We start from the raw sequence: 25,965 nt of genomic DNA, 5'->3' as shown, positions 1-25,965 counted from the left end.
ACGGGGCTATAGCTCAGTTGGTTAGAGCGCACCCCTGATAAGGGTGAGGTCGCAGGTTCGACTCCTGCTAGCCCCACGGGAACTCGTCAGAGTTCCATGGAGTTTCGGCTCCGCCGAGACTCCCTTCGCGGGGACGGCGGAGCCGGATCTTCGGGCATCCTCGACACGGACGGGAGAGCTGACATGGGCGGTCGAGGTCTGTTGACGCTCGTTCGGCGGGCGATGGTCGCCATCTTCGCCGGTGTCTCCGTGGCCGCGGCGATCCGGGTGCGGGGCAGTGGCGGTGTCCCGCCCCAGAAGGGCGGTTGGCGCGAGCTCGAGGGCGACGACCTTCGATGAAGGTCGTCCTCTTCGGCGCCGGCGCCACCGGGGCTCGCATCGCCCGCCAGCTTCGCAGCAGCGGCAAGGTCGACTGTGTCGAGATCCGCGACCAGCAGATGGACAAGGCCCGACGTCTCGTGGAGACCCTGGGCCTGGGCGCCGAGTTCGGCGAGGGCCGCCACATCGACCCGGGGGCGGCCGCGGTCGTGATCGCCTCGCCGGCCGGTTCGCAGGCCGCGATCGCGCGTCGGGCCGTGCACCGCGGTGTGCCGGTCGTGTCGACGTCCAATCAGATGTCGGAGGTCCGTCGCCTCCTCACCCTCGAACAGGAAGCGCAGCACAGCGGGGTCCCCGTGGTGATCGGTGCGGGGTTCATGCCGGGGCTCACGGGCCTGCTCGCCCGTCACGGGGCGGACGAACTCGACCGGGTCGACGAGATCCACGTCGCGAAGGTGGGCACGGGCGGGCCGGCATGCGCCCGCCAGCACCATCGCTCGCTCTCCTCCACCGGCCTGGACTGGCGCGACGGCAAGTGGACACGCCGGTCGGGTGGCTCGGGTCGCGAGCTCGTCTACTTCCCCGACCCGATCGGTGGGCGCGACTGCTATCGGGCCGGTCTGCCCGACGCCTTGCTGCTGGTGCCCGAGTTCCCCGGCGTCGATCGGGTGACCGCCCGCCGCGCCGCGACCCGTCGGGACCGTCTCACCGCACCACTGCCGATGCTGCGTCCGCCCCCGGTCGAGGGTGGTATCGGCGCCGTGCGCGTCGAGCTGCGGGGTCGCGTGGGCATCGAGCGCCGCGTGCTCGTGCTCGGCGCGATCGAACGCCCCGCCGTCGCCGCCGGTGCCGTGGCGGCCTGCACCACCCTGCACGTCATGGAGGGCCGGGCCGAGCCCGGCGCCTACGGCCTCGCCGGAATGCCCGATCATCTCGCCCTCCTGCGCCGGATCGGCGACTGTGGGGTGCGCCCGATGCGCTTCGAAGGCGTGTCCACGTTCCTCTGACCCGTCCCGGCCACCGGACTCGGTGCCGTCGTGACCAACGTCACCGCGATGGGACGGAGGTGGGGATAAAGGCGGCCATCGAACGTGCCGTAGAAGCGTTGAAACGACGGTCGATATGGGCCATTTGGACACTTTTTCGAGAAATCGCTAAAGCGCGTCAGCCCTCGCGCCGAAACCATCTCGGCTGGAAGAAGTTCGGTGACAGGACCGACTTCAACTCACAACGAGGGAGATCCGGGGCGATGACGATGGGCGATACGGAACACAGGATGCGCAGCACACGGGCAAGCCGCCGTCGGGTTCGACCGACACAGGGCGCGGACTCGATGGACGCTGAGCTCGCCGAGATGATCGAGGACAACCTTCCTCTGGTGAAGCACATCGTCTTCCAGGTGGCGGTGCACTTCCCCCGCCACGTGGATCGCGACGAACTGGCCCGGGCCGGGGCACTCGGGCTCGTGGAAGCCGCTCGTCGCTACGACGAGGAACGGGGCGTTCCGTTCGAACGCTTCGCCGCTCAGCGCATCCGAGGGGCCATCCTCGATGCCGTGCGAGCCGCCGACTGGGCCCCCCGCTCGGTCCGCAACCTCGCCCGCAAGCTCGAGGCCGCCGAGCAGCGGCTCGCCACCGAGCTCGGTCGGGTGCCGAACAAGGAAGAGATGTCCGAAGCGCTCGGCATGAGCCAGAGCGAACTCAACCGCCTCCAGGACCGGATGTTCCGCTCCGTCGTGCTGGCCCTCGAACACGAGACGGCCGACGACGTCGAGAAGGACCTCACCCTGGTCGACGTGCTGGTCGACGAGAGCAGCATCGAGCCGTCCGCCGAGCTCGAGACCCGTGAGCTCCACGGCTACCTCCGTGACGCCATCTCGCTGCTGCCCGAACGCCACCGGCTCGTCGTGGTGGGCTACTTCCTCGAGGGTCGCACCTCCCAGGATCTCGCCGACTTCCTCGGCGTCACCGAGTCCCGCATCAGCCAGCTCCGTTCGGAGTCCTTGCTGATGCTCCAGGAAGGCATCGAGGCGCAGTACCTCGGCGACTCGCCGGAGCCCTGCGAGGTCACCGGTCGTGTCGCCCGCCGCAAGGCCACCTACGCGAAGGGCATCTCCGAGGCGTCGGACTTCGCGGACCGCATGGAGCAGATCAACCTCATCGAGAGTGACGCTCCGGCCATCGTCGGCCTGCGCTAGCCCCGAGAACTGCGATCGGGTCCGACAGGACCCCGTCGCCATGACGAAGCAAGCACTCGGTAGCGTGGCGACCCATGGGTCGCTACGTTGCCGTTCTGCTCGTTGTCCTGTCGGTCATCGCCGCGTCGTGCGGTGACGACGGCGAGGTGACCACACCGGCGCCGACCGTGCTCGACGACAGCGGGGCGCCGGTCGTCGACGAGTTCGGCTGCGCCGTCGTGGAGCAGCCCGCACCAACGTTGCTCCCGGTCGGCGAGGTCATCGAACACGAGAACGAGGGAGCGGGCCACGAAGGTTGCCCCGAGACGCTGTTCTCGCATTCGCCGCCGACGAGCGGCAACCACTTCGGGGTCTGGCAGAACTGCGGGTTCTACACGGAGCCCGTCGTCGACTACGCCGCCGTGCACTCGCTCGAGCACGGTGCGGTGTGGATCGCGTACCAGCCCGATCTCACCGCCGACGAAGTCGGGGCGATCGAGGCGCGGGTCTTGGGGGAGACCCACCTCCTGGCGGCCCCGTACCCCGGACTCCAGAACCCGATCGTGCTCTCCGCCTGGACGCGTCAGCTCGCCGTGGACCGCTGGGCGGATCCGCTCGTCGAGGAGTTCCTCGGCAACTTCACCGGTCGACTCTCGACGACCGCGCCCGAGGCCGGCGTGAGCTGCGCCGAGGCGCTCGGTGCCGCGCCGGATCAGCCGCTGCTGAACTATGAAGCGATCCTCGCGAGCTTCTGACGTTCAGGAGCCCCACACGGCGAGCAACTCGTCGTGGAGCACACCGTTCGTGGCCACGCCCGAACCGCGCCGCCAGGCGTCGGCGGCGTCGTTGCCGTCGTAGCCGGTGAATCGTCCCCCCGCCTCGGCGATGATGACGGCGACCGGCGCGACATCCCACGGATTCGCCCGCGGGTCGATCATCGCCTCGGCCCGCCCGGTGGCGACCAGGCTGTAGCCGTAGGCGTCGCCCCAGGTGCGGAACTGCACCGGCTGGGCGAGGACGGCCCGGAGGTCGTCCGGCGGCCAGTACCCGAACTCGCTCGTGCACACGTAGGCGCCGGCGAGGGTGCGATGGTCACTGACCCGGCACGGCTCGCCGTCGAAGACGGCACCGTGGCCCCGGCCGGCCCACAGGGTCTCGCCGAGCGCCGGCAGGTTGATCACCCCGATCGCGGGGCCGTGTTCGTCGACGAGGGCGAGGAGGTTCGCGTAAAGGGGGACGCCCTTCGTGAACGCCTTGGTGCCGTCGATGGGATCGATCACCCAGGTGCGGCCGCTCGTGCCCTCGGCGTCGGCGTGCTCCTCGCCGATGACGGCGTCGCCGGGGTACGCGGCGGCGAGCTCGCCGCGGATGAACGTCTCGGCCGCGAGGTCCGCGGCCGTGATCGGGGAGCCGTCGCCCTTGATGTCGACCGCCAGGTCCGCTCGGCGGAACCATTCGAGCGTCAACTCGCCGGCCGCCCGGGCGATCTCGACCGCGTGGTCGACCAGCGCGGGATCAACGGCAGGGACGTCGGACATCCGGCGACGCTAGCCGCGAGGGGGTCGGGGGAAGAACGTCGCCGTGCGGGCCACGTATTCGCCGTAGCCCTCTCGCCGCTTCATCAGGCCGCGTTCCAGCATCGCCACGCCGGACACCCGTAGGAGCATGAACGTCATGACCGCCGGGCCGATGATGCCGAACCAGGCGTCGCCGGATTCGGCCGCCACGAGGAAAAGCCCCCACCAGACGCAGAAGTCGCCGAAGTAGTTCGGATGGCGGGTGTAGCGCCAGAGCCCGCGATCCATGACCGTCCCGGCGTTGGCCGGATCCGCCTTGAACCGGGCCAGTTGGGCGTCACCCACCGTTTCGAAGAAGAGCCCGACGCCCCACAGCGCCACGCCGATGACGGCGAGGACGCCGATGTCGGGGGTCGCGGGCGTGGCCGCGAGCTGGATCGGCAACGAGACGACGAACATCACCAGACCCTGGAAGCCGAAGACGGTGACGAGCGACTTGACCGGGAACGCATCGCCCTGGCGGCGCCGCATCGACTGGTAGCGATAGTCCTCGCCCTCCCCCCAGTTGCGCCAGAGCAGGTAGAGGGCGAGACGCAGCCCCCAGATGGTGACCATCGCCGTGATCAGATCGCTGCGGCCGTCGTTGCCGTCGCCGATGACGCGGGCGGTCCACGCGACCACGACGAACCCGAGTCCCCACACGATGTCGACGATGCTGGCGTTGCGCAGCACCAGGCTCAGGACCCAGGTGGCGACCATCGTCACGACGATCGCCAGCGCCGATCCCACCATCACATCGACGTGTCCACTCATGGGCGGATCTCCTCTGCACTGACCAGCGACGGGGGCATCCCGTCGCAGTCTCTACGTTCGAGCACCCGCTTCTGGATCCACCGATCGAGATCGATCCATCGTTCGAGGAGCCACGCTGCGAGATCGCCGTCCGGCACCTCGGCCCTCGGGATGCGCCAGAGTCGCACCCGCACGGGCGATTCGAGGGGAAGGCCCCGCCGGATCGACGCGAGATCGCTGAACGCTTCCATTCCCTCGTGGGCGACGAGGACGATGTCGGCATCCGGAGCGCCGGCCAGGAGCGCCTCGGTGCCGGCCGGCCGGGGCGGGAGCATGTGTTCGAGGGTGCGGGCGGCGGCTTCGAGATCCGGTCGGCTCTCACCCAGGCGGGTGGCGGCCCGCTCGAGGCGTTGTGGGGTGAAGAAGGTTCCTTCGGGGAAGATCACCGCGACGCCGTCGTCGAGGCCGGAGGCGAGGTGTTCGAGGCGGTCCCACAGGGGGGAATCGTCGGTCGGGGAGCGATCGACGAACACGTTCGGCAGCAGGTTGCCCACGATGTCCATCGCGGGCGCCCACTGGAGATCGTCCTTCAGGGTGTAGCGAAGGCGGCGGCGCCCGACGATCCCGAACAGCAGCACGGGCAGGATCGAGTCGGCGTGGCTGGCGTGGCGGGCGAGCGCGATGGCCCGGCCGTGACCGAGCTCCTCGGGATTCTCGACGACCCAGCGCACGCCTGCGAGGACGCGCAGGTTCGTGATGTGGCGGCCCGCCCACCACCATTCGAGCCGGTGGAAACGCCCCTGGGCCGGTTCCCGGTCGAGTCGGCCCACGTGCCAGGCCAGTATCCCCGCCATCGCGACGATCGCCGCGAACTCCACGACCAGCGTCGCCACGGTCAGCAGCCACATCCGGGTGCGGCGGAAGCGGTCCCGGGTGACGAGGTCGATCGCGCCGAGCAGCAGCACCGCGGCCGGCGTGACGATCACTCCGATCGTCGCCGCGACGACAGTCAGGGTGATGCTGATCGGGCGGCGAATCACCGGCCGAGGCGGAGCGGCCATCACCCGACCGTACCGCGGCCGGTCGTCCCGGCACGAAAGCCGATTGCATTCTCATGCAGTTTCGGTATCTTTGGCACACATCCGGCGAACGCCGTCCCGTCGAGATCCGGAGGTTGTCATGAGTGATGTGGTTTCCGAGGCCGCCGCGGCGCGACGTGCGCAGGAGCAGATGCGGGCGGATGCCTCGTGGGCCGCCCGCCGGGCGGAGGACGCGCGGGCGCTCGCCGACGACATCGCCCGGCGGCGTCAACTGCTGGTCTCTCGCGACGATGCTCCCCTGGCGCGCCACACCGCCGCGGTGTGGAACTCCCGCGCGGGGGAGCGCAGTCGCAGTGTGCTCCAGCGCACGATCGGCTTCTCGCTGTGGGTGGCGTCCGACGGGCTCCGCGAGACCGAACTCGCGCTCGAGGCGCGCGCCCGCGAGCTCAGTGGTGATGCCCAGCGGTTGCAGCGCGCCGCCGACGGAGTGGTGATCGGCCCGGTCCTCGTGGATCCGGCGCCGGAGGTTCAGGCGGCCACCGCGCCGACGTCGAACCCGGTGCCCCTGGGGAACAGATAGCGGAGCGGGCCGGCGGGCTTGAACCGTTGCCAGCGGTCGGAGGGCTGGGCGAGGCGGTCGGCGATGATCCACATGGCGGCGGGGTTGAACCCGAGCCCGCAATGGCTGCCGCGCACCTCGATGTTCTCGGTGTGGGGATGATGCACGTTCAGACACTGGGACCAGTGCACGATGCCGTCCGACTTCGTGTAGATCGACGTCGTCCACACCGGGATCGGATCCCGGGCCCACGACGGGACGCGATGCTCCTCGAAGTGGGGATCGTGCCGGTTCTGCAAGGCCCGGAACGCCCCGCTGACGTTGGATTCGTGACTGCCGGTGGTCTGGAACGGCGATCCCATCGTGATGACCTGGCGCACGACGTGGGGGGCCAGCCGGGCGATCTCCCGGGCGTAGATGCCGCCGAGGCTCCAACCGACGATGTCGATCGTCCCGTGGGCCCGGTGCAGGGCGTCGACCCGTTCCACCATGCCGTCGATGATCTCGTTGCTCGGCCCGATGTTGCGCCCCAGCCGCCACCCGTGCACTTGGTGGCCGAGCTGGCGAAGCAGGCGGCGCATCGCCCGCGTGCTCGAGTCGTCGGCGAGGAAGCCGGGCAGGACCAGCACCGGGCGCCCCTCGCCGCGGGGGAGCACGGCCGCGAGTGCCGGGGCGCTCCACGCGAACGAACCCATCTCACCGAGCGCGCGAACCTCGAGCGCGGCGAGTACTCGTGACGGGCGGGGAGGCATCCCGCAAGCTTCCCATCGTCGCCGCCGGCGCACAATCCGTGGGGACAGGGTCTCCGGTCAGTCCCCGGGCGTGGGAATGGTCATCGTCGGGAGCTCCGGGGCGGGGCCCCAGGCGATCGCGGCCTTCGAGAATCCCTGCGCCACGGCGATCGTGAGTGTCAGCTCGGCGAGTTCCGCGGCCGAGAAGGTCGCAGCGGCATCGGCCGCGGCCGCCGCGTCGTCGGCCGCCCCGATCACGATGTCGGCCCATGCCACGGTGGTCTTCCAGCGGTCGGGCAGCGTCGAGGTCGCGACATCGTCGCCGATCAGCGAGGCGTGATCCTCGGTGAGGCCCTGCTGCTGCGCACCTGCGAAGCGGAGGTTGCGTCAAATGCCGCAGTCCGTGATCCGGGCGTTGCGCAGTCGCCCGACCTCCTTGGTCGCCTGGTCCAGCGCGCCGCGCTGCCACAGCTCGGCATAGAAGCGGTCGAACCGGCCGTTCAGTTCCGCGTCGTGGTCGAAGAAGTTCATCGACCCCTCGGGCGGCGCGATCCTCATGCCACCCGTCCGAGCGCGAGCGCGGCGCGGGCCTGCGCCTCGATGGTGGCGAGTCCGATCGTGAAGGCGGCCACCTGGGCGTCGCCGAGGTGGCGGCGCACCTCGGCGGCGAGTTCGTCGGTCATCGCGTGGGGATCGATCACCCAGACCTCGGTGAAGGCGAGGCAGGCCCGGGTGGCCGGTGTGTCCGCCGCGGGCTCCGGTTCGGACCGGTGCCGCCCGGCATCGGGCGGTGCCCCGATCAGCGCACACGCCCGTTGCCGACACGCTTCGAGGATCGTCGGGTCCATGCGTCCGTCCCAGACCCCGTCGACGAGCGCGGCGAACGACGCGGCGACATCGGATGGGAGATCGGCGAGCGTCGGCATCGCCCGCGACGCTAGGCCGAAACGAGGGCGGCGTGGGCGGCGCCGAGCCGGTCGATGGCGTCGGCCAGCTGCGGCGGGGTGGCCGTTGCCCAGCTCAACCGGAGGCTGGCTCCATGGTCGGCGTCGACACCGAAGGCGCCCCCGGGCACGAAGGCGACACCGTGATCGAGGGCGACCGGTAGGAGTGTCGTCGTGTCGGTGTCGTCGGCGAACGTCGCCCACACGAACATGCCGCCGGTGGGCGTGGTCGTGGCGATCTGCTCCCCGAACCGAGCGGTGAGCGCGTCGAGCAGGACGTCGCGCTTCGTGCGGGTGGCCGCCCGGAGACCGTCGACATGGGTCGGGAACCAGGGCGCGGTGATGGCCGCGTGGGCGAGTGCCTGACTGAGGCTGCTGGTGTGCAGGTCGGCGGACTGCTTCGCCTGCTCCACGGCGCGGGCGAGCCACGCCGGTGCGATCATCCAGCCCACGCGGAGACCGGGAGCGAGCACCTTCGAGATGCTGCGGAGCTGCACGGCCGCCGGGTGGGGGTCCGGCTCGGCGGGCGCACCGTCCACGCCCAGCTCGCGGTACGGATCGTCGAAGACGACGAGGAAGCCGTAGCGGTCGGCGAGGTCGAGCAGGGCGGCCCGTCGCGCCGAGCCGAGGGTCACCCCGGTCGGATTGTGGAAGTGGGGGACGACATAGACGAAGGCCGGCCGCAGTCCCTCGGCGAGACGCGCCGCGAGGGCATCGGTGTCCAGCCCGTCGTCGTCGATCGGCACGGCCGCGAGCGCGGCGCCGGCGCCCCGGAACGCCTGGAGGGCGCCGAGATAGTCCGGATCGCCGACCACCACCGTGTCGCCGGGGTCGAGGAGCACGAGGCTCAGCAGATGCAGCGCCTGTTGGCTGCCCGTGGTCACGACGACCTCGTCGATCGTGGCGGCCGCCGGGGTCGTCGCGACGATGTGCTCGCGCAACTCGACGCGCCCGGCGGTGAGCCCGTACTGGAGCGTGGCGTCGGCATCGCCGCGGATGCACTCGGCCGCGAGCGAAGCCAGTTGGTCCGCGGGGAACAGTGTCGGGTCGGGGAGGCCTCCGGCGAGTGAGATCATGCCTGGTCGCTTGGCCTGCTCGAGCAGGTCGCGGATGGCCGACGTGGTCTGGTTGCGGGCGCGTTGGCTCAGCAGCGGGTGCATCACTGCAGCGTCGGGGTTCGTCGCCGCGGATGGAAGCCCCGGACAATGGTGGTACCACCAGTGGTACCTTCAGCTGAGCCCGGCTAGCCTCGAATCATGCGGTCGGACGAACTCGGGGACTTCCTCCGCAGCCGGCGCGAGCGGCTGCGGCCGGCCGATGTCGGGTTGCCTCCGGGGTCCGGACGGCGGGCGGAGGGGCTCCGGCGTGAGGAGGTCGCGGTGCTGTCGGGGGTCGGCGTCTCCTGGCTGACCCGCCTCGAGCAGGGACGGGCCAACCGGGTGTCGGCTGATGTCCTCGACGGGCTCGCAGGGGCGCTGCGCCTCACGGCTCCGGAGCGGGCCCACCTCTACGATCTCGCCGACCTCCACCCGCCGGCGCCCGTCGTGGCCGGCCAGGTCGGCGACGAGTCCCAGCAGGTGCTCGTGCGGGGGCTGCACCCGAACCCGGCCTATGTGCTCGACCACGCGTGGAACCTGGTCTGCTGGAACCGGGCGCAGGCCGAACTGTTCCCGGTGATCGAGGAACGGGCGTCGCCCCCGAACCTCCTCCGGTTGACCCTGGAAACCGAGTCGTTGCGGACGTTCATGACGGATTGGGACGACGAGGTGCGACGGCTCGCGTCCCAGTTTCGCTTGCACCTCGGACGGTTCCCCAGCGACGAGGGGCGCGCACTCGTCGACGAGCTGCGCGCCGACCACCCCGCGTTCGACGCCGCCTGGCGCGCTCGGGAGGTTGCCGTCTTCTCGCCGAAGGTGCGGCGCTTCGACCATCCGACGACTGGCGAGGTGGCCCTGCACCACCACCGGCTGGCGCTCCCCGACCATCCGGGCTGGACCGTGGTGGTCTACACCCCGGTGGGATGATCAGCGCAGGTCGAAACCGAGCTCGAAGGACCGCACCGCCCGGGCGAAGATGTTGGGCTCGACGTCCGGCTCGGTGACGGCGCGCAGGTTGGTGATGCGGCTCGTCAACACCTCGAGCAGGAGCCGCACCTCGGCGCGGGCGACGTTGGCACCGAGGCAGAAGTGGGTGCCGTGGCCGAAGGACAGGTGCGGGTTCGGGTCGCGGGTGATGTCGAAGACCTGGGGGTCGTCCCACACCGCTTCATCCTTGTTCGCGGCCGGGTAGACGAGCGCGATGCGCTCGCCGGCGGCGATCGCCGTGCCCGCGAGCTCGGTGTCCGCAGTGGCCTGGCGGAACATGTTGTTCAGCGGTGTCACCCAGCGGATCAGTTCTTCCGTGGCGGTGATCGCGAGGGCTGGGTCGGCCGCGATCGCCTCCCACTGGTCGGGATGATCGACGAACGTCCGCAGACCGTGGGCGATCACGGTGCGGGTCGTCTCGGCGCCACCGGCGATCAGGAGCCCGGTCTCCTGCACCATCGTCATCGGGTCCATCTGGTTCGCGATCCAGTCGGAGAAGAGATCCTCTGCCGGTTCGGCCGCCCGCTGGGGCAGGACGTCCTGCATGATCGCCGCCCACTCCTGGATGCTGCCGATGAACGACTCGAAGAGCGCCGGATCCGACGGAGCCGTGTCGATCCGCATCTGGCGTTCGGACCAGTCCTTCACCTCGCGCCAGCGCTCGGCGCCGAAGCCGATGAGCTCGGCGGTCACCCGGCACGGCAGCTGAGCGGCGATGGCGTCGACGACCTCGACCGACCCGCGGGAGTCGTGTTCATCGATGGCGCCGTCCACGAGCTCCTCGATGATCGCGGTGTAGTGCTCGGTGTGGGAGCGCACGGCCCGGGGGGTGAAGCGCCGGTTGACCTGGCGACGCTGGGCGAGGTGCTGCGGGTCGTCGTGGCTGATCATCGTCATCTCGCCCGGCGACGGGTTCAGGCGGTAGGTGCCACCCTCCTGGTCGCGGCTGGCGAACGTCGCACTTTCCCGCTCGACCGCGAGGACGTCCGCATGGCGGGCGGCGAGCCAGATGCCGCTGCCCTCGTCACGCCAGATCCCGTCGTGGGCGCGGAGTGCGGCGAAGTCGGCTTGCGGGTCGCGGCGCCACCACTCCGGGTCGAGGACGGCGCTGGTCGGTCGGGTCGCGGTCACGAGGCGTCAGGTTGCCACACCCGACGCGCCGCCGACGAAGGCGTGGCGCGGCCGGCGAGGACGTCCTCGACGGCGGCGACCACCTCCGGCGTCCGCAATCGCGCGTCCACATGCGCCTCGAACGCCAGCGTCGCCCGGGACCGCATCTCGTAGCGCGCCCGCCGCCGTCGCCGCTCCCCCAGTCGATCTGTGGTCACCAAATGGTCGTGGTGTTCGTCGATCGCGGCGCGCACCGCGTCGATGCCGTCGCCCGCGAGTGAGTCGACCATCAGAATCGGCGGACGGCGGCTCGCGTCCTCCTGCCCGGTGACGTGGCTGAGCTCGAGCATGAGCTCGAGATCGCGGCGGGTGTCGCTCGCGCCGGGGAGGTCGGCCTTGTTGACCACGAAGATGTCGGCGACCTCGAGCAGCCCCGCCTTGTTGGCCTGCACGGCATCGCCCATACCGGGGGTGACGACGACGACCGTCGTGTCGGCGGCCGCGGTCACGTCCACCTCGACCTGACCGACGCCGACGGTCTCGATGATCACGGGATCGAAGCCGGCGGCCGCGAGGACCCGCGCACTGCCGGGAACAGAGAGGGCCAACCCGCCGCTGTGCCCGCGGGTTGCCACCGAGCGGATGAATGCCGAGGTGTCGACCTCGGCCATGCGGACGCGATCGCCGAGGATCGCGCCGCCGGTGAGCGGCGACGACGGATCGACCGCGACGACGGCCGGGCGGCGCGACGCGCCCGTGAACGCGGCGACCAGCCGGGCGACCATCGTGGACTTGCCCGCGCCCGGCGCCCCCGTGATCCCGATGACGTGGGCGGCGGTGCTGTGGGCGTGGGTGCGTTCTTCGATCTGCTCGGCCTCGGCCCCACCCCGTTCGACGATGCTGAGCAGACGGCCGACAGCCCGCCGGTCGCCGCCGAGCGCTCCGTCCACGAGCTCGTCGAGCGGGAGGTCGCGGGGACTCACGCGGTGTCGATCGCGGCGCGGACCGTGGCCACGACCTCCTCGGCCGACGCGCCCGGACCGAGGACCGCGGCCACACCCCCGGCGTCGAGGATCGGTCGATCGTCGTCCGGGACGATCCCGCCGATGATCAGCGGCACGTCGAGTCCGGCCTCGTCGAGGGCGGCGAGCATCGCCGGGCCCAGGGTCAGGTGTCCGGCGTTGTGCATCGACAGGCCGATGGCGTCCGCATCCTCCTGCTCCACGGCGGCGACGATGCTGTCGGTGGTCTGGCGCAGGCCGAGATAGATGACCTCCATCCCCGCGTCGCGCAACATGCGCGCGACCACCTTGATGCCGCGGTCGTGCCCGTCCAACCCGAGCTTCGCGAGCACGATCCGAGGGGGTGGCTCGGCCGTCGAGGACATCAGACAACCGCCGTTTCGACATAGGTCCCGAACACCGACTCCATGGCCCGAGCGATCTCCTCTTCGGTCGCGTACGCCTTCACCGCGTCGATGATCGGCGGCATCAGGTTCACCGTCGGATCCTCGGCCGCCTGGGTGATCGCGGCGAGCGCGGTGTCCACGGCCTCCTGGCTGCGGTCGTGCTTCACGGCCTCGAGCCGCTTGCGCTGGTACTCCTCGGTGGTGTGGTCGATCCGCAGCAGGTTCGGCTCGGTGTCCTCGTCGCCGTCGGTGAAGTCGTTCACGCCGACGATGATCCGGCGGCCGGCGTTGACCTCCCGTTCGAAGCGATACGCGGCGTCGGCGATCTCGCCGACGAAATAGCCGTTGTCGATCCCGGCGTAGACACCCTCGAGGATCGAGCCGTCGCCGAGGTCGTCGAGATGGGCGAAGACGGCCTCGGCCTGTCGTTCCATCTCGTCGGTCATCCACTCCACGAAGGGCGCGCCACCGAGCGGGTCGACGACGGACGCCACGCCCGTCTCGTGGGCGACGATCTGCTGGGTGCGCAGAGCGATGCGGGCCGCCTTCTCGGTCGGGAGGGCGAGCGCCTCGTCGAAGCTGTCGGTGTGCAGCGACTGGGTGCCGCCCAGCGCGGCGGCGAGCGCCTGCGTCGCGACGCGGGCGATGTTGATCTCGGGTTGCTGGGCGGTGAGCGAGACCCCGGCGGTCTGGGTGTGGAAGCGGCACATCATGGCGCGCTCGTCGGTGGCGCCGTAGCGCTCCTTCATCCAGCGGGCCCAGATCCGCCGGGCGGCACGGAACTTGCCGATCTCCTCGAAGAAGTCGGTGTGGCTGTTGAAGAAGAACGACAGCCGCGGCCCGAACTCGTCGACGTCCTCGCCGGCGGCGATCGCCGCTTCGACATAGGCGAACCCGTTGGCCAGCGTGAACGCCAACTCCTGCGCCGCGGTCGAGCCTGCTTCGCGGATGTGGTAGCCGGAGATCGAGATCGGGTGCCACTTCGGCATCTCCGCCGTGGTGAACGTCACCATGTCGGTCACGATCCGCATGCTCGGGCGCGGCGGATAGATGTACTCCTTCTGCGCTTGGTACTCCTTCAGGATGTCGTTCTGGATGGTGCCGGCGAGATCCGCCCGGGCGACGCCGGTCTTCTCGCCGACGGCGACGTACATCGCCAGCAGGGTGGCCGCCGGGCCGTTGATGGTCATGGACGTGGAGACGCCGGCGAGGTCGATGTCGGCGAACAGGTCCTCCATGTCCGCCAGCGTGTCCACGGCCACGCCCGCCCGGCCGACCTCGCCGAGCGCCCACGGCGAGTCCGAGTCGCGACCCATGAGGGTCGGCATGTCGAAGGCGGTCGAGAGGCCGGTGCCTCCCGCTCGGAGGAGTTCCTTGAAGCGGGCGTTGGTGTCCTCGGCGGTGCCGAAGCCGGCGAACATGCGCATGGTCCAGAGCCGGGATCGATACCCGGCGGCATGGAGGCCGCGGGTGAACGGGTACTGCCCGGGGTAGGGCGCGTCGCCGTGAACGGGTTCGAGGGGCACACCGGACATGGTCTCGAAGGGCACATCGCGCAGGTGGGCGGTTTCGTAGGCGGCACGCCAGTCAGCGAGGGGGTCACTCATGATCATCCGATCGGCCGATGTACTTGGACATCAAAGTATTTCCTCTAGGCTATCCCGCAATGGCACTGGAGTTCGACCCCATCGAGGAAGCGGGCCGGAACTGGGATCAGGCCGCCTGGGGGGCGACCGCGGCGATGAAGGCGGCGACGTCGATCACCCGGGCCCAGCAGATCGTCCAGTCACGTATCGATGCCGCCCTCGCCCCTCTCGATCTGAACTTCAGCCGCTTCGAGGTGCTCGCACTGCTCCGCTTCACCCGGCTCGGCGAGCTGCCCATGGGCAAGATCGGTGACCGGCTCCAGGTGCACGCGGCGAGCGTCACCAACACCATCCAACGGCTCGAAGCGAGCGGGTTCGTCGAACGCACCGCCCACCCCGATGACGGGCGGGCGGTGCTGGCTCGACTGCTTCCGGCCGGCCGCGCCGTGGTGGACGACGCGGCCGCGGTGTTGGCGGAGATCGAGTTCGGCGTGGGCGGCCTTCCTCCGTCGTCGCGGCGGACGGTCCATCGCGAGCTCGCGGCGTTCCGCGAAGCCAACGGTGACTTCAGCTGAGTGGCGTGCGGGCCGCGAGCATGAAGTCGTAGTCGGCCCTCGTGGCCGGGCGCGTCGCCGGGGCGGAAACCAGCGAGTCGACGACCGCATCGTCGGTGCCCGCCCGTACCGACAGCGGTGGCGCGGGCCAGTCGACCGTCTCGTGGATCACCCGCAGACCGTCGCGCTCATCGCCGGGGAGCCACCGCCACAATGACGAGTCGATCGCGGCGACCGCCGCGTCGCCGTGACGCACGGCGCCCACCGACGCCCGGTGCCCCCCGGTGACCACCCGCCGGTGGGGGACGGGCAGCCCGTGACCGGCGAGGTCGTCCACGTATCCGTGCCAGCCCGACCACGACCCGTACTCGTTGACCGCCAGCGTGCCCTCCTGGGCCGACGCGAGGTCCGCCGGGCCGTCGGTCCGGCTGACGACCACCGACCGGTACACGGCCGTGGTCTCCCCCGGGAAGACGGGCGCCGCCACCACCACGACGGGCTCGCCCGCGGCGATCCGCTCGCGGGTGAGCAGTCCGCACGCGAACACCACGTCGGGTGTGGTCGCCGCGGTCGGCTCGAGCTCGATGCCCCGGGTCTCCAAGAACGCCCGTAGGGCGGTGAAGAACTCGACCGCGTTCTCGGCGAGCAGACAGCTCCCGCCGTAGCTCATACCCAGGGGCAGTTGGAGTTGCGGTCGCCGAAGGTGGTGCCGGCGGCGTAGCGGTCGAAGGAGAAGGGCTCCAGTTCCCACGGCTTCTCGCCGGTGACCAGCATCTCGGCGGTGAGCTTGCCCACCCCGATCATCTTGAACCCGTGGTTCGAGTCGGCGATGACGAACGCGTTGTCGGCCACATGGTCGAAGATCGGGACATTGTCCGGGGTGAAGGCACCGATACCGCCGTTGCGGCGCTGCTTGAAGTGGGGCCGGATGTTCTCGAACCGCTCGAACAGCATCCCGAGGGTGGCGCAGTAGTACTCCTCGAACCAGTCGTCGGCCTGGTACGCATCGCTCAGGTGGCCGTAGGGCTCGACGTCGGCCTTCGGGCCGAGCTGGATCGGGATCGTGCCGCCCTGGATGCCCGGCGCCCCGACCCGCTCCGCCGCGTAGCGCAGGTATGTGTAGACGTGGTCCTGGAGCATGGCGCCGTTCTCGCCGTGGACGGGCGTGTTCATGAGTTCGACGTGCAGCACCGGCGAGTCCTTGCCGTCCGCGGTCCGGAAGTCGACGCCGTCGGGGAGGTACACCTCGCCCTCGAGCAGGCGCCAGTAGGTCCACATGTCCATGCCGGTCTCGAGATGGCCGTCCGGGTAGCGCACGTCGAGCGCCGACGGGCCGCCGAGCCACTCCCAGTGTTGGGGCGTCCACGCGCCGGCGCCCACCACGACCTCGTCACACGAGATGGGCCCGTGGTCGGTCTCGACCGCGGTCACACTGCCGCTCGCGTCGAGGGCGTAGCCCTTCACCGACACGCCGAAGCAGCGCTGCACCCCCCACTGGCGACACTTCTGGTCGAGTCCCCACATCGCCAGGTGGGTGCCGGCGTAGCCGGAGCGGTGCTCGTGGAGCACGACGTCACAGTTCGTGGTCTTGAAGTCCGGCCAGAGACCCTTCAGGAAGCGGTGGGCGTCGGCGCCGGTGTAGAGATCGGACGGGTAGCCGGCCTCGATCTGGCTCTGGTTGAGGGCGACATAGTCCTCCTCCTGGTTGGCCTCGCCGATCGACACGTAGCCGACCTGCTGGAACCCGAAGTTGATCGGATCGTCCTCCCAGACCTCGACGCTGGCTCGCAGGATCGAGTGCAGCGGCCCCGTCATGTAGAGGTTGCGGACGCAGCCGCAGGCCAGCCCGGTCGCGCCGGCGCCCGGGCCCTGCTTGTCGATCAGCACGACGTCGCGGCCGGTACCGGCGCCGGTCGTCACCAGCTTCTTGGCGAGGTGGTACGCGGTCGACATGCCGTGGATGCCGGCGCCGACCACGACGTACTTCGCGGACGCGGGAAGCGGATCGGCGTCGGTGACGGGGATGACGGCCGGGTTCTGCATGACGCCGTCGACCTCGGTCGGCGTGGGCCGATCGAGGAAGGGGTACCACTGGTTGTGCTTCGAGGGGTTCGGGATGTCGGGCATCGGTCGGTTCTTCCGTTCAGGTGTCGATGGGTCCGGTCAACTCGACGGACTCGCCGCCGGGCAGGACCCGGATGGCGTGCCAGGTCGGTGACACGTCGTAGTCCCAGTACTTGGTGATCTCGATGACGACGGTGTGCTGGCCGACGACGCCGCCCATGATGCAGCCGTTGTGGATCCGCACGCCGTGGTACGCCGTCGGGGCGATGCGTTCGACGGCGTCCTGGTGCACGGGGCTGCCTCGCCAGGCTTCGCGGTCCTGGGGTTCGCGGTGCACGACGAGGTTGGCCCAGTAGCCGTCGACGAGCTCGACGGAGCTGTAGCTGAGGATGCCGGGGTAGTCGGCGAACTCGTTGATGAGCGCCATCTCGCTCGTGTCGATGGCGGGCTGGTCGGCGTCGGCGCGGCGGTCGCCGAAGAAGCCGACCATGTGCACGTCGGCCGAGTCGGCGAGCCCGGCCGGGTCGCAGATGACGGTGCGGCGGGCGAGCCCGTGGACCTCCCAGGTGATGACCTGCCGGGGCTCGAAGATGGTGTCGTCGCGGCCGGCCTGGCGGATCAGGGCGCGCAGGTCCTGGAGCAGATAATTCAGCAGCGCGATGTCGCCCTCGTAGTGGTCGAGGTCGGTGATCGGATGGCCGTCCACCTCGTCGTTCGGTCCCAGTCGCACGAGCATCGCGCGTCAGGTTGGCGCGACTCGGCCACCGTGGCAAGGGCCATACCTTCTGGGGTCAGACCCCCGTACGTTCTCCCCGGTGCCGGCTCAGTCGGTGCAGGCGGGGGTCGGGGCGTCGCCGGCCGCGTAGATCGGCGTGTCGGCCAGGCGGCAGAGGAAGGCCGCCATCTGGGCCCGGGTGACGTCGCCGTCCGGATCGAAGCGGCCGCCGCCGACGCCGGTCGTGATGGCCTCGTCGGCCAGCCAGGCGACGGCCTCGCTGAAGAACTGCCCGGAGGGCACGTCGGAGAAACCCGACGACGCGGGTCCGGTGGGCTCGTCCATCAGGCGCCAGAGGAAGGTGGCCATCTGGCCCCGGGTGACGACGCCGTCGGGGTCGAACGCGGTGAGCGAGACGCCTGTCGTCACGCCCTCGGCGGCGAGCCACGCGACGGCGTCCGAGTAGAAGCGCCCGTCGTCCACGTCGGTGAAGTTCGCCGACGAGGCGGCGACCGGCTCACCCATCAGTCGCCACAGGAAGGTGGCCATCTGGCCGCGGCTCACCGACTGGTGGCCGCCGTAGGCCGAGGGCGTGATACCGGTCGTGATCCCGTTCGCGGCGAGCCACGCCACGGGCTCGGTGTAGTACTGCCCGGCCTCGACGTCGCAGAACGGGCCGCCGTGGGGTTCGTAGACCCAGGCCCGGTCGCCCGCCACGCAGATCGTGTCGATGAACAGGAAGCGCTGGGCCTCGGGGCATTCGCCGTCGCCGTCCGTGTCGCAGGAGGGATACGACGGATAGTCGTGGAACGGCGGGTTCCAGCCGTGGTACCCGAGGTGGAGCACGCCGTCGTGCACGAAGGGGGCGGGGCCACCGGGGCCGATCCGGTCGTCGTTCGTCGACAGGAGCGGGTGGACCGAGTGTTCGGTGCACGGCCCGCCGGGGGAGGCGCAGGTGGCCCATCCGGTCGCGTAGCTCGTGGAGTCGTAGCGGTTGGCGGAATAGGCCAGGAAGTAGCCGTCGTCCCATGCGGTCATCGACGGGTTCTCGATGACGGTGCCCTGCCAGGGCCGTTCGACCTCGGTGGTCTCGAGCAGGAAGTGGACGGTGGACCCGGACCGCCACGCGGTGCCGTCGTCGGTCAGCTGGCGGGACCAGAAGCCCGTGCGGCGCGAGGCGAGCGTGGGATGGCCGACCGGCACGCCCTCGTTCTTCCAGATCAGCCAGGGCACGTCCTGCTCGTCGACGATCAGGAACGGATCGAGCGCCCCGTTCGGGTCCGGCTCGCACACGAAGGGAGACGTGCCGAACACGGTGAACGGGCCGAGGGGCGAGTCGGCGGTGGCGAGCGCGATGCAGCGGCGGCCGGCGGTGTGCGTCTGGGCGGCGAACGCGGCGAGGAAGTCACCGGTCGGGAGCTCCACGACCGACGGCGCCCACACGCTCCAACCGACATCGGTCGTGGGTGACCATGACGGGCCGGTGCCGAGCGCGTCGCCGTGGGCCGTCCACGTCTCGAGGTCCGGCGAGGTCATGACCGGCATCGAAGCGCCGCCGGTGGTCGTGGCGTAGGCGTAGAACGTGCCGTCGACCTCGATGATCGCCGGGTCCGCGAAGTTCTGGTCGTACGGCTCGCCCGGCTCGAACCACGGGGCACCGCGGTAGGCCGCGGCGGGCGCGATCAGTGCCGCGATCGCGGCGAGCGCGATGACGGCGCTGACGATCCGGCGTGACCCGCGGCGGCTGGTGTGTGCTCCCACAGCTCCCTGATCGGCGTGTTCGACACCGATCTTCAGTCATGCCCGCGCGTCCCAGTCAAGCACCTCGCGAGCCGCCCGCGGGGGCGGTCTGGGCGGGACCGCCCGTGGCTGCCATCATGGTCACCGAACCCAGGGGGACCGCCATGGCCGATCACGATCTCATCATCCGGGGCGGCACTGTTGCCGACGGCACGGGCGCACCGCTGCGCACCGCGGACGTCGCCGTGCGCGACGGCGTGGTCACCGAGGTCGGCTCGGTCAGCGGCTCGGCCACCCGCGAGATCGACGCGGACGGCGCCCTCGTCGCGCCGGGCTTCGTCGACATCCACACCCACTACGACGGTCAGGCCACGTGGGACAGCCGCATGCAGCCGTCCAGCTGGCACGGCGTGACCACGGTGGTGTTCGGCAACTGCGGCGTCGGGTTCGCGCCGGTGCACAACGCCGACCACAACAAGCTCGTCGAGCTGATGGAGGGGGTGGAGGACATCCCGGGCGCGGCGCTGCACGAAGGACTCCAGTGGGGCTGGAACTCCTTCGCCGACTATCTCGAGGCGTGCGACGGCCCCAAGGACATGGACATCGCGACGCAGGTTCCCCACGGCGCGCTCCGTCTCCACGTGATGGGGGAGCGGGGCGCGAACCGCGAGGACGCGACGGCCGACGACATCGGTGAGATGGGCCGCCTCGCCGCCGAGGCGATCCAGGCCGGCGCCCTCGGCTTCTCGACCAGTCGTACGTCGAACCACAAGACGTCGACCGGCGACTTCACGCCGACGCTCACCGCCGCCGCCGAGGAGCTCGTCGGGATCGCCGAAGCGGTCGGCACGACGGGCACGGGCGTCTTCCAGCTCGTCAGCGACTTCGTCGACCGTGACCGCGAGTTCCAGATGTTCCGCGACATGTGCTCGGTGTCCGGCCGGCCTCTCTCCTTCACGATCGTCGAGAGCCCGAAGTCCGGCGACTTCCACCAGGATCTGCTCGGCAAGATCGAAGCGGCTCGGTCCGACGGTCTGCAGATCACGGGCCAGTGCCCGGTGCGACCCATCGGTGTCCTCCTCGGCTTCGAGTGCACGCTGAATCCGTTCATGCGCAACCCGGTGTGGCGGGAGGTCGCCGACCTCGCGCCGGCCGAACGGGTTGCCGCCCTCCAGGATCCCGATCGGCGGGCCCGCCTGCTCGAGAGCGCCGGTGGCACCGACAAGAACCTCGTCGGCGGCGGCCTGATCGAGAAGTTCGAGATCATGTTCGAGATGGGGGAGCGGCCCTACTACGAGCCGCCCGCCGACCAGACGGTCGTGCGTCGCGCCGCCGAAGCGGGCGTCACGGCCCAGGAGTTCGCCCTCGACCTGCTGTGCAAGCACGGCGGCACGAACATGCTGTGGCTGCCGTTCACCAACTACGGCCAGATGAACCTCGACGGCACCCGCGAGCTGCTCACCCACGACTTCACGGTGCCCGCGCTGAGCGACGGCGGTGCCCATGTCGGCACGATCTGCGACGGCTCGTTCCCGACGACGCTGCTGCAGCACTGGGGCCGTGAGCGCCCCGACGGGCGCATCCCGGTCGAGTTCCTCGTGCAGCGCCAGGCCCGCGACACCGCGCGCACGGTCGGCCTGCACGACCGCGGCGTGCTCGCTCCCGGCTATCGCGCCGACCTCAACGTGATCGACTTCGAGAACCTGTCCGCTCGCGGTCCCGAGCTCGCCTACGACCTGCCGGCGGGTGGTCGGCGAGTCCTCCAGCGGGCCGACGGCTACCTGCACACGATCGTCGCCGGCATCGAGACCTACGCCTCCGGCGAGGAGACCGGGGCGCTTCCCGGTCGCCTGATCCGCGGCGCCCAACCCGCCCCCGCCTAGGAGCCCACGATGTCCACCACTCTCACCGCCGACGAGGTCCGCCCGCTCGAGACCCACGCCAACTGGACCGCCGCCGACATCGCCGATGCCGAAGCGTGGACGTATCGGCTGTCCGCCGCGGAGATCGCCGAGCTCGAGGACGCGCTCGCGGTCGCGCGGACCCACACCGACGAGGTGCTCGATGTCCGCAAGGAGCACTTCCCGCTGCCGACGTTGTCGCCGGTCCTCGCCGGTCTCGCCGAGGAGCTGATCAACGGCCGCGGCTTCCAGCGCATCTCCGCCCTGCCGGTCGAGCGGGTGGGCTTCGAGGACGCCTCGTGGATGTACTGGGGCATCGGTCTGCACCTCGGTGTGCCGTGGCCCCAGAACGTGAAGGGCCACCTCCTCGGTGATGTGAAGGATCAGGGCAAGCGGCTCGACGACCCCACGGCCCGCGGCAACGAACTCGGTGGCGTCGCCCAGGCGTTCCACTCCGACGGTTCCGACCTGGTCGGACTCATGTGCCTCGACCCCGGCGTGTCCGGCGGTGAGAGCCTCGTCGCGAACGCGGTCGGCGCCTACAACAAGCTGGTGGACGAGGACCCGGAGCTCGCCGGCGAGCTGTTCGCGGGGCTTCCCTACGACTTCCGCGGCGAACAGGCGGAGGGCGGCACGCCCTTCTACCACGTGCCGGTCTTCTCCGAGCACGGCGACCGACTGTTCGTCCGCTACATCCGCCCCTACATCGAGGCGTCGCAGCGCCATGACGATGCCCCCCGGCTCAGCGACCGCCAGCGAGCGGCGATGGATGCCTACGACGCACACATCTACGACCGCGACAATCGGGTCGAGATGACCTTCGAGCCGGGCGACATGCAATTCGTGAACAACTACCACGTGCTCCACGGGCGCAAGGCCTACGAGGACGATCCCGAAGCCGGTCGCGTCCGCTGGCTCAAGCGGCTCTGGCTGGCGACCGAGATCCTCGGACCCGAGGACCGCCCCGACCGGTTCCAGGCCGCGGGAGCGACGTCGCACTGGAGCGCGAAGCGCACCAAGGCCTGACCCCCTCCCGTTCTGGGTGAACATAGGGCTGGAAACCGCGCCCCCGTTCACCCAGAACGGGAGGGGAGGGGCCGGGTGGGCTGAGCTTCCCCGGTGGGGCGAACCGCGTTAGGTTCCGGCGCATGAAATATGCCGCACCAACCACGGTGGACGAGGCGGTCGGGGTCCTGGCGGGCGACGCCGACGCCCGGGTCTTCGCCGGAGCCACCGACCTGATCCCGCAGATCCGTTCGGGTCGACCGGAGCCCTCCGTGCTCGTCGACCTCAAGAAGATCGATCGGCTCGTCGGCGTCGCCGAGTCCGGGGGCACGTGGACGGTCGGGGCGGCGACGCCCACGTCCACCCTCACCCACGACGCGGCGTTCACCGCGGCGTTCCCGGGATTGTCGGAGGCCAGCGGGCTCATCGGGTCGGACCAGATCCAGAACCGGTCGAGCTGGGGCGGCAACCTGTGCAACGCCTCGCCCGCCGCGGATTCGGTACCCGCCCTGTTCGTCAACGACGCGCGAGCAGTCGTGGCCGGCAGCGGTGGTGAGCGCACGGTCGCCATCGACGAGGTTGTCACCGGCCCCGGTCAGACGTCCCTCGCGGCCGACGAGTTCATCGTCGAGTTCGAGGTCGACACGCCGCCGGCCAACACGGCCGACGCCTACCTGCGCCTGATTCCCCGCACGGAGATGGACATCGCCGTCGTCGGCGCCGCCGTGCGCGTGACGATGGACGGCGACACCTGCACCGACGCTTCCGTGGTGCTCGGTGCGGTCGCCCCCACCGCGGTGCGGGTCCCGGACGCCGAGGCCGCCCTGGTGGGCTCGACCCTCGACGATGCGGCGTTGGACGCCGTCGCCGCGGCAGCGTCGGCCGCCTGCAACCCGATCGACGACAAGCGCGGCACCATCGAGTACCGCACCCAGGTGGCCGGGGTGTTGGCCAAGCGTGCTGCGAAGATCGCGGCAGAAAGGGCGAACTCGTGAGTCGCACCCATGTGAACTGCACGGTCAACGGCGACGCCGTCGACTTCCTCGCCAGCGATTCCACGTCGCTGCTCGACGCCCTGCGCGACGAGCTCGACCTGACCGGAGCGAAGGAGGGATGTGGCACCGGCGACTGTGGCGCCTGTTCGATCATCGTCGACGGCAAGCTCAACTGCTCGTGTCTGATGTTCGCCGCCGAGGCGGAAGGCACCGAGATCACCACGGTGGAGGGCATCGCCGACGGCGACCAGCTCCACCCGCTTCAGCAGACCTTCCTCGAGGGCGCCGCCCTCCAGTGCGGCGTCTGCACCCCCGGGTTCCTCGTGGCGGCCAAGGTGCTGCTCGACGAGAACCCGTCGCCCACCGAGACCGAGATCCGCTACGCCCTGGCCGGCAACCTCTGCCGGTGCACGGGCTACGACAAGATCATCCGTTCCGTCCAGGAAGCCGCCGTACAACTCTCGACAACTGGAGCCGGCAAGTGACCGCCACCGAGAATCCGCCCACGAAGTACAAGTACGTCGGCACCCGGCCGATCCGCCACGACGGTCTCGACAAGGTCGTCGGCAAGGCTCGCTTCGCCGCGGACCTGAACCTGCCGGGCCAGTTGCGCGCCGTCGTCGTTCGATCGCCCCACGCCCACGCCAAGATCCGCTCGATCGACACGAGCGCGGCCGAGGCGATGCCGGGGGTGAAGTCCGTCGTCACCGGCGCGGACTATCCGGAGATCGACATCAACGACCCGATCTTCGACGAAGCCATCAACGTCATCGCCCGTGACGAGGCGCTGTACCACGGGCACGCGGTCGCCGCCGTCGCCGCCACGACCATGGACGAGGCCCGCGCCGCTGCCGCGGCCGTCGTCGTCGACTACGACGTCATCGAACCGGTGCTCGACATCGAGGGCGCGCTCGCCGAGGGCGCCACGATCGTCAACACGAAGAACCGCACCCTCTTCATGGGCAGCGACGACGAGACCAACCTGGCGTCCTACGCGCCGTTCTCGCGGGGCGACGTGGAGCAGGGCTTCGCGGACGCCGACGTGGTGGTCGAGGGTCACTTCACGACCAAGTTCGTCCATCAGGGCTACATCGAGCCGCACGGCTGCGTCGCCGACGTCGGCCAGGACGGCAAGGCCAGCGTGTGGGGCTCCTCGCAGGGCCACTTCGCGATGCGGTCCAAGAGCGCCGAGATCCTCGGGTGGTCCACCGATCGGATCAAGGTGACGCCGGCCGAGATCGGCGGCGGCTTCGGCGGCAAGACCACCATCTATCTCGAGCCGCTCGCGATCCTGCTGTCCCAGAAGGCCGCACGTCCCGTGAAGCTCGTCATGACCCGTGAGGAGGTCCTGCGGGCGACCGGGCCGGCCCCTGCCGCGGAGATCACCTGCAAGCTCGGTGCCACCAACGACGGTGAGATCACGACGATGCAGGCGACGATGAAGTACAGCAACGGCGCCGCCAAGGGCTACGCCGCGATGCTCGGCGCGATGTCGACGGCGTCGTACAAGCTGCCGAACCTCTCGATCGAGACCTTCGGCTCCGTGAACAACACGCCGCGGGTCGCCGCCTATCGGGCCCCCTCGGCGCCGCAGGCGGCGTTCGCCGTCGAGTCGCTCGTCGACGAGATCGCCAAGCAGATCGAGATGGACCCGATCGAGCTCCGTCTGAAGAACGCGGTCGTCGAGGGTGATCTCACCGCGATGGGCGCTCCCCATCCGAAGATCGGCTTCGTCGAGACGCTCCAGGCCATCAAGGACAGCGAGCACTACAAGTCGCCCGTCCCCGAGGGCGCGGGCCGCGGCTTCGGCACCGGCTTCTGGTTCAACATCGGCGAACAGTCGTCGGCCACGGTCAACCTCAACGAGGACGGCACGGCCACCGTCATCACCGGCAGCCCCGACATCGGCGGTTCCCGGGCGTCGATGGCGCTGATGGCGGCGGAGACGCTCGGGTTGGACCCGATGCGGATCACGCCGATCGTCGCCGACACCGAGTCGGTCGGCTTCACCGACATCACCGAGGGCTCACGGGCGACGTTCGCGACCGGTATGGCCGTCACCAATGCCTGTCTCGCGCTCATCGACCAGATGAAGGAACGGGCCGCGGTCATCCGCGGCGTGTCGGTCGACGACGTCGAGTGGGTCGACGGCGCAGCGGTCGTGGACGGCCACGATCCGCTGACGATCCCGGAGATCACCGCCCAGGCGAAGATGACCGGTGGGCCGCTCACGGCCACGGCGTCGCTCAACGCCGCGGGTGCGGGTCCGTCGTTCGCCGCCCATCTCGCCGACGTGCGCGTCGACGAGGAGACCGGCGAGGTCGAGATCCTGCGCTACACCGCGGCCCAGGACGCCGGCACGGCGATCCACCCGTCGTATGTCGAGGGGCAGATGCAGGGCGGTTCGGTGCAGGGCATCGGCTGGGCGCTCAACGAGGAATACGTCTTCGACGACGACGGCGTGCTGCAGAACGCCTCGTTCCTCGACTACCGCATGCCCGTGGCGTCGGATCTGCCGATGATCGAGACGATCATCGTCGAGGTGCCGAACCCGAGCCATCCCTACGGCGTGCGCGGCGTCGGCGAGACCGGCATCGTCCCGCCGTTGAACACGCTCGCCAACGCGGTGAGCGACGCGACCGGGGTGCGGATGTACAACCTGCCGATGTCGCCGCCGAACGTGTTGAAGGCGATCACCGACGCCAAGGGCTGACGCCCGGCCCGAT

The 25,965-nt window shown here is 70.2% G+C and carries 28 protein-coding genes and 1 tRNA gene; 13 read left to right on the top strand and 16 right to left on the bottom strand.

Annotated features, from left to right (window positions below):
* Nucleotides 1–2: 2 nt before the first annotated feature.
* From R8F63_16905 to R8F63_16885, 5 genes are all read left to right on the top strand, one after another.
* A tRNA-Ile gene (locus tag R8F63_16905) sits at nucleotides 3–76 on the top strand.
* A gap of 107 nt (nucleotides 77–183) precedes the next feature.
* Nucleotides 184–339: a hypothetical protein gene (locus R8F63_16900; GenBank protein ID MDW3220290.1), complete on the top strand. Its 156-nt coding sequence runs from the start codon at nucleotides 184–186 to the stop codon at nucleotides 337–339.
* The gene (locus R8F63_16895; protein ID MDW3220289.1) at nucleotides 336–1,325 is read left to right on the top strand and encodes a hypothetical protein; all 990 of its coding nucleotides are present in this window, start codon (nucleotides 336–338) and stop codon (nucleotides 1,323–1,325) included. The genes R8F63_16900 and R8F63_16895 overlap by 4 nt, the downstream gene beginning before the upstream one ends.
* 326 nt (nucleotides 1,326–1,651) lie before the next feature.
* The gene (locus tag R8F63_16890; GenBank protein MDW3220288.1) at nucleotides 1,652–2,515 is read left to right on the top strand and encodes a FliA/WhiG family RNA polymerase sigma factor; all 864 of its coding nucleotides are present in this window, start codon (nucleotides 1,652–1,654) and stop codon (nucleotides 2,513–2,515) included.
* Nucleotides 2,516–2,589: 74 nt separating this feature from the next.
* Nucleotides 2,590–3,249, top strand: a complete 660-nt coding sequence (locus R8F63_16885; GenBank protein MDW3220287.1) for a DUF3105 domain-containing protein — start codon at nucleotides 2,590–2,592, stop codon at nucleotides 3,247–3,249.
* Between the two features lie 3 nt (nucleotides 3,250–3,252).
* Here the strand turns inward: R8F63_16885 and R8F63_16880 are convergent, their stop codons facing one another.
* From R8F63_16880 to R8F63_16870, 3 genes are read right to left on the bottom strand one after another with little or no spacing between them, the layout of a single operon-like run.
* The gene (locus R8F63_16880) at nucleotides 3,253–4,032 is read right to left on the bottom strand and encodes an inositol monophosphatase family protein (GenBank protein MDW3220286.1); all 780 of its coding nucleotides are present in this window, start codon (nucleotides 4,030–4,032) and stop codon (nucleotides 3,253–3,255) included.
* 9 nt (nucleotides 4,033–4,041) lie between these two features.
* Entirely contained in the window at nucleotides 4,042–4,824 is a 783-nt protein-coding gene (locus R8F63_16875; protein ID MDW3220285.1) for a DUF1295 domain-containing protein, read from the bottom strand.
* Complete coding sequence (locus tag R8F63_16870) at nucleotides 4,821–5,864, bottom strand: lysophospholipid acyltransferase family protein (GenBank protein MDW3220284.1); 1,044 nt, start codon at nucleotides 5,862–5,864, stop codon at nucleotides 4,821–4,823. The genes R8F63_16875 and R8F63_16870 overlap by 4 nt, the downstream gene beginning before the upstream one ends.
* A 118-nt stretch (nucleotides 5,865–5,982) precedes the next feature.
* On the opposite strand from R8F63_16870, the gene R8F63_16865 reads away from it, so the two are divergent.
* On the top strand, nucleotides 5,983–6,423 hold the full coding sequence (locus tag R8F63_16865) for a hypothetical protein (protein MDW3220283.1): 441 nt from the start codon (nucleotides 5,983–5,985) through the stop codon (nucleotides 6,421–6,423).
* Here the strand turns inward: R8F63_16865 and R8F63_16860 are convergent.
* From R8F63_16860 to R8F63_16840, 5 genes are all read right to left on the bottom strand, one after another.
* Complete coding sequence (locus R8F63_16860; GenBank protein MDW3220282.1) at nucleotides 6,372–7,154, bottom strand: alpha/beta hydrolase; 783 nt, start codon at nucleotides 7,152–7,154, stop codon at nucleotides 6,372–6,374. The genes R8F63_16865 and R8F63_16860 overlap by 52 nt on opposite strands.
* A 57-nt stretch (nucleotides 7,155–7,211) precedes the next feature.
* On the bottom strand, nucleotides 7,212–7,409 hold the full coding sequence (locus tag R8F63_16855; protein ID MDW3220281.1) for a hypothetical protein: 198 nt from the start codon (nucleotides 7,407–7,409) through the stop codon (nucleotides 7,212–7,214).
* 111 nt (nucleotides 7,410–7,520) lie between these two features.
* The gene (locus R8F63_16850) at nucleotides 7,521–7,691 is read right to left on the bottom strand and encodes a hypothetical protein (GenBank protein MDW3220280.1); all 171 of its coding nucleotides are present in this window, start codon (nucleotides 7,689–7,691) and stop codon (nucleotides 7,521–7,523) included.
* Entirely contained in the window at nucleotides 7,688–8,059 is a 372-nt protein-coding gene (locus R8F63_16845; protein ID MDW3220279.1) for a hypothetical protein, read from the bottom strand. Before R8F63_16845 ends, R8F63_16850 begins: the two co-directional genes overlap by 4 nt.
* 11 nt (nucleotides 8,060–8,070) lie before the next feature.
* A complete protein-coding gene (locus R8F63_16840; GenBank protein MDW3220278.1) occupies nucleotides 8,071–9,237 on the bottom strand; it encodes a PLP-dependent aminotransferase family protein in 1,167 nt (388 codons plus the stop codon).
* Between the two features lie 96 nt (nucleotides 9,238–9,333).
* On the opposite strand from R8F63_16840, the gene R8F63_16835 reads away from it, so the two are divergent.
* Nucleotides 9,334–10,101 (top strand): helix-turn-helix transcriptional regulator, encoded by a 768-nt coding sequence (locus tag R8F63_16835; protein ID MDW3220277.1) that lies wholly within the window; start codon nucleotides 9,334–9,336, stop codon nucleotides 10,099–10,101.
* Here the strand turns inward: R8F63_16835 and R8F63_16830 are convergent, their stop codons facing one another.
* Genes R8F63_16830 through R8F63_16815 form a run of 4 tightly spaced genes read right to left on the bottom strand, consistent with a single transcriptional unit; the run spans nucleotide 10,102 to nucleotide 14,286 of the window.
* Nucleotides 10,102–11,292: a cytochrome P450 gene (locus tag R8F63_16830; protein MDW3220276.1), complete on the bottom strand. Its 1,191-nt coding sequence runs from the start codon at nucleotides 11,290–11,292 to the stop codon at nucleotides 10,102–10,104.
* Nucleotides 11,289–12,254, bottom strand: a complete 966-nt coding sequence (gene meaB, locus R8F63_16825) for a methylmalonyl Co-A mutase-associated GTPase MeaB (protein ID MDW3220275.1) — start codon at nucleotides 12,252–12,254, stop codon at nucleotides 11,289–11,291. The genes R8F63_16830 and meaB overlap by 4 nt, the downstream gene beginning before the upstream one ends.
* Nucleotides 12,251–12,658, bottom strand: a complete 408-nt coding sequence (locus R8F63_16820) for a cobalamin-dependent protein (protein MDW3220274.1) — start codon at nucleotides 12,656–12,658, stop codon at nucleotides 12,251–12,253. The genes meaB and R8F63_16820 overlap by 4 nt, the downstream gene beginning before the upstream one ends.
* Complete coding sequence (locus tag R8F63_16815; GenBank protein ID MDW3220273.1) at nucleotides 12,658–14,286, bottom strand: methylmalonyl-CoA mutase family protein; 1,629 nt, start codon at nucleotides 14,284–14,286, stop codon at nucleotides 12,658–12,660. The genes R8F63_16820 and R8F63_16815 overlap by 1 nt, the downstream gene beginning before the upstream one ends.
* Nucleotides 14,287–14,345: 59 nt before the next feature.
* Between R8F63_16815 and R8F63_16810 the strand changes: the two genes are divergently transcribed.
* On the top strand, nucleotides 14,346–14,840 hold the full coding sequence (locus tag R8F63_16810) for a MarR family transcriptional regulator (protein ID MDW3220272.1): 495 nt from the start codon (nucleotides 14,346–14,348) through the stop codon (nucleotides 14,838–14,840).
* Here R8F63_16810 and R8F63_16805 read toward each other — a convergent pair.
* From R8F63_16805 to R8F63_16790, 4 genes are all read right to left on the bottom strand, one after another.
* Complete coding sequence (locus R8F63_16805; protein ID MDW3220271.1) at nucleotides 14,833–15,489, bottom strand: PhnD/SsuA/transferrin family substrate-binding protein; 657 nt, start codon at nucleotides 15,487–15,489, stop codon at nucleotides 14,833–14,835. The two genes, R8F63_16810 and R8F63_16805, sit on opposite strands and share 8 nt — an antisense overlap.
* On the bottom strand, nucleotides 15,486–16,946 hold the full coding sequence (locus R8F63_16800; GenBank protein MDW3220270.1) for an FAD-binding oxidoreductase: 1,461 nt from the start codon (nucleotides 16,944–16,946) through the stop codon (nucleotides 15,486–15,488). The genes R8F63_16805 and R8F63_16800 overlap by 4 nt, the downstream gene beginning before the upstream one ends.
* Before the next feature lie 16 nt (nucleotides 16,947–16,962).
* Complete coding sequence (locus R8F63_16795; GenBank protein ID MDW3220269.1) at nucleotides 16,963–17,619, bottom strand: hypothetical protein; 657 nt, start codon at nucleotides 17,617–17,619, stop codon at nucleotides 16,963–16,965.
* A gap of 87 nt (nucleotides 17,620–17,706) precedes the next feature.
* Complete coding sequence (locus R8F63_16790; GenBank protein ID MDW3220268.1) at nucleotides 17,707–19,359, bottom strand: family 43 glycosylhydrolase; 1,653 nt, start codon at nucleotides 19,357–19,359, stop codon at nucleotides 17,707–17,709.
* Nucleotides 19,360–19,502: 143 nt separating this feature from the next.
* Here R8F63_16790 and R8F63_16785 point away from each other — a divergent pair, with 143 nt between their 5' ends.
* The 5 genes from R8F63_16785 (at nucleotide 19,503) to R8F63_16765 (ending at nucleotide 25,952) form a co-directional block, all read left to right on the top strand.
* Nucleotides 19,503–21,221: an amidohydrolase family protein gene (locus R8F63_16785; protein ID MDW3220267.1), complete on the top strand. Its 1,719-nt coding sequence runs from the start codon at nucleotides 19,503–19,505 to the stop codon at nucleotides 21,219–21,221.
* 9 nt (nucleotides 21,222–21,230) lie between these two features.
* The gene (locus tag R8F63_16780; GenBank protein MDW3220266.1) at nucleotides 21,231–22,265 is read left to right on the top strand and encodes a TauD/TfdA family dioxygenase; all 1,035 of its coding nucleotides are present in this window, start codon (nucleotides 21,231–21,233) and stop codon (nucleotides 22,263–22,265) included.
* Between the two features lie 122 nt (nucleotides 22,266–22,387).
* Nucleotides 22,388–23,239 (top strand): xanthine dehydrogenase family protein subunit M, encoded by an 852-nt coding sequence (locus R8F63_16775; GenBank protein MDW3220265.1) that lies wholly within the window; start codon nucleotides 22,388–22,390, stop codon nucleotides 23,237–23,239.
* On the top strand, nucleotides 23,236–23,724 hold the full coding sequence (locus tag R8F63_16770) for a (2Fe-2S)-binding protein (GenBank protein ID MDW3220264.1): 489 nt from the start codon (nucleotides 23,236–23,238) through the stop codon (nucleotides 23,722–23,724). The genes R8F63_16775 and R8F63_16770 overlap by 4 nt, the downstream gene beginning before the upstream one ends.
* Nucleotides 23,721–25,952 carry a xanthine dehydrogenase family protein molybdopterin-binding subunit gene (locus R8F63_16765; GenBank protein MDW3220263.1) on the top strand — a complete coding sequence of 744 codons (2,232 nt, stop codon included), beginning with the start codon at nucleotides 23,721–23,723 and terminating at the stop codon, nucleotides 25,950–25,952. The genes R8F63_16770 and R8F63_16765 overlap by 4 nt, the downstream gene beginning before the upstream one ends.
* Nucleotides 25,953–25,965 lie beyond the last annotated feature (13 nt).

The organism is Acidimicrobiales bacterium, assembly GCA_033344915.1.
Classification (GTDB): Bacteria; Actinomycetota; Acidimicrobiia; order Acidimicrobiales; family Aldehydirespiratoraceae; genus JAJRXC01.
This window is presented reverse-complemented; position numbering and strand designations above follow the sequence as displayed.

Bases quoted from the DNA above. Each gene is read 5' to 3' on its own strand.
- R8F63_16900 (MDW3220290.1), top strand. From the start codon at position 184: ATGGGCGGTCGAGGTCTGTTGACGCTCGTTCGGCGGGCGATGGTCGCC.
- R8F63_16895 (MDW3220289.1), top strand. From the start codon at position 336: ATGAAGGTCGTCCTCTTCGGCGCCGGCGCCACCGGGGCTCGCATCGCC.
- R8F63_16890 (MDW3220288.1), top strand. From the start codon at position 1,652: ATGGACGCTGAGCTCGCCGAGATGATCGAGGACAACCTTCCTCTGGTG.
- R8F63_16885 (MDW3220287.1), top strand. From the start codon at position 2,590: ATGGGTCGCTACGTTGCCGTTCTGCTCGTTGTCCTGTCGGTCATCGCC.
- R8F63_16880 (MDW3220286.1), bottom strand. From the start codon at position 4,032: ATGTCCGACGTCCCTGCCGTTGATCCCGCGCTGGTCGACCACGCGGTC.
- R8F63_16875 (MDW3220285.1), bottom strand. From the start codon at position 4,824: ATGAGTGGACACGTCGATGTGATGGTGGGATCGGCGCTGGCGATCGTC.
- R8F63_16870 (MDW3220284.1), bottom strand. From the start codon at position 5,864: ATGGCCGCTCCGCCTCGGCCGGTGATTCGCCGCCCGATCAGCATCACC.
- R8F63_16865 (MDW3220283.1), top strand. From the start codon at position 5,983: ATGAGTGATGTGGTTTCCGAGGCCGCCGCGGCGCGACGTGCGCAGGAG.
- R8F63_16860 (MDW3220282.1), bottom strand. From the start codon at position 7,154: ATGCCTCCCCGCCCGTCACGAGTACTCGCCGCGCTCGAGGTTCGCGCG.
- R8F63_16850 (MDW3220280.1), bottom strand. From the start codon at position 7,691: ATGAGGATCGCGCCGCCCGAGGGGTCGATGAACTTCTTCGACCACGAC.
- R8F63_16845 (MDW3220279.1), bottom strand. From the start codon at position 8,059: ATGCCGACGCTCGCCGATCTCCCATCCGATGTCGCCGCGTCGTTCGCC.
- R8F63_16840 (MDW3220278.1), bottom strand. From the start codon at position 9,237: ATGCACCCGCTGCTGAGCCAACGCGCCCGCAACCAGACCACGTCGGCC.
- R8F63_16835 (MDW3220277.1), top strand. From the start codon at position 9,334: ATGCGGTCGGACGAACTCGGGGACTTCCTCCGCAGCCGGCGCGAGCGG.
- R8F63_16820 (MDW3220274.1), bottom strand. From the start codon at position 12,658: ATGTCCTCGACGGCCGAGCCACCCCCTCGGATCGTGCTCGCGAAGCTC.
- R8F63_16815 (MDW3220273.1), bottom strand. From the start codon at position 14,286: ATGAGTGACCCCCTCGCTGACTGGCGTGCCGCCTACGAAACCGCCCAC.
- R8F63_16810 (MDW3220272.1), top strand. From the start codon at position 14,346: ATGGCACTGGAGTTCGACCCCATCGAGGAAGCGGGCCGGAACTGGGAT.
- R8F63_16805 (MDW3220271.1), bottom strand. From the start codon at position 15,489: ATGAGCTACGGCGGGAGCTGTCTGCTCGCCGAGAACGCGGTCGAGTTC.
- R8F63_16800 (MDW3220270.1), bottom strand. From the start codon at position 16,946: ATGCCCGACATCCCGAACCCCTCGAAGCACAACCAGTGGTACCCCTTC.
- R8F63_16795 (MDW3220269.1), bottom strand. From the start codon at position 17,619: ATGCTCGTGCGACTGGGACCGAACGACGAGGTGGACGGCCATCCGATC.
- R8F63_16785 (MDW3220267.1), top strand. From the start codon at position 19,503: ATGGCCGATCACGATCTCATCATCCGGGGCGGCACTGTTGCCGACGGC.
- R8F63_16780 (MDW3220266.1), top strand. From the start codon at position 21,231: ATGTCCACCACTCTCACCGCCGACGAGGTCCGCCCGCTCGAGACCCAC.
- R8F63_16775 (MDW3220265.1), top strand. From the start codon at position 22,388: ATGAAATATGCCGCACCAACCACGGTGGACGAGGCGGTCGGGGTCCTG.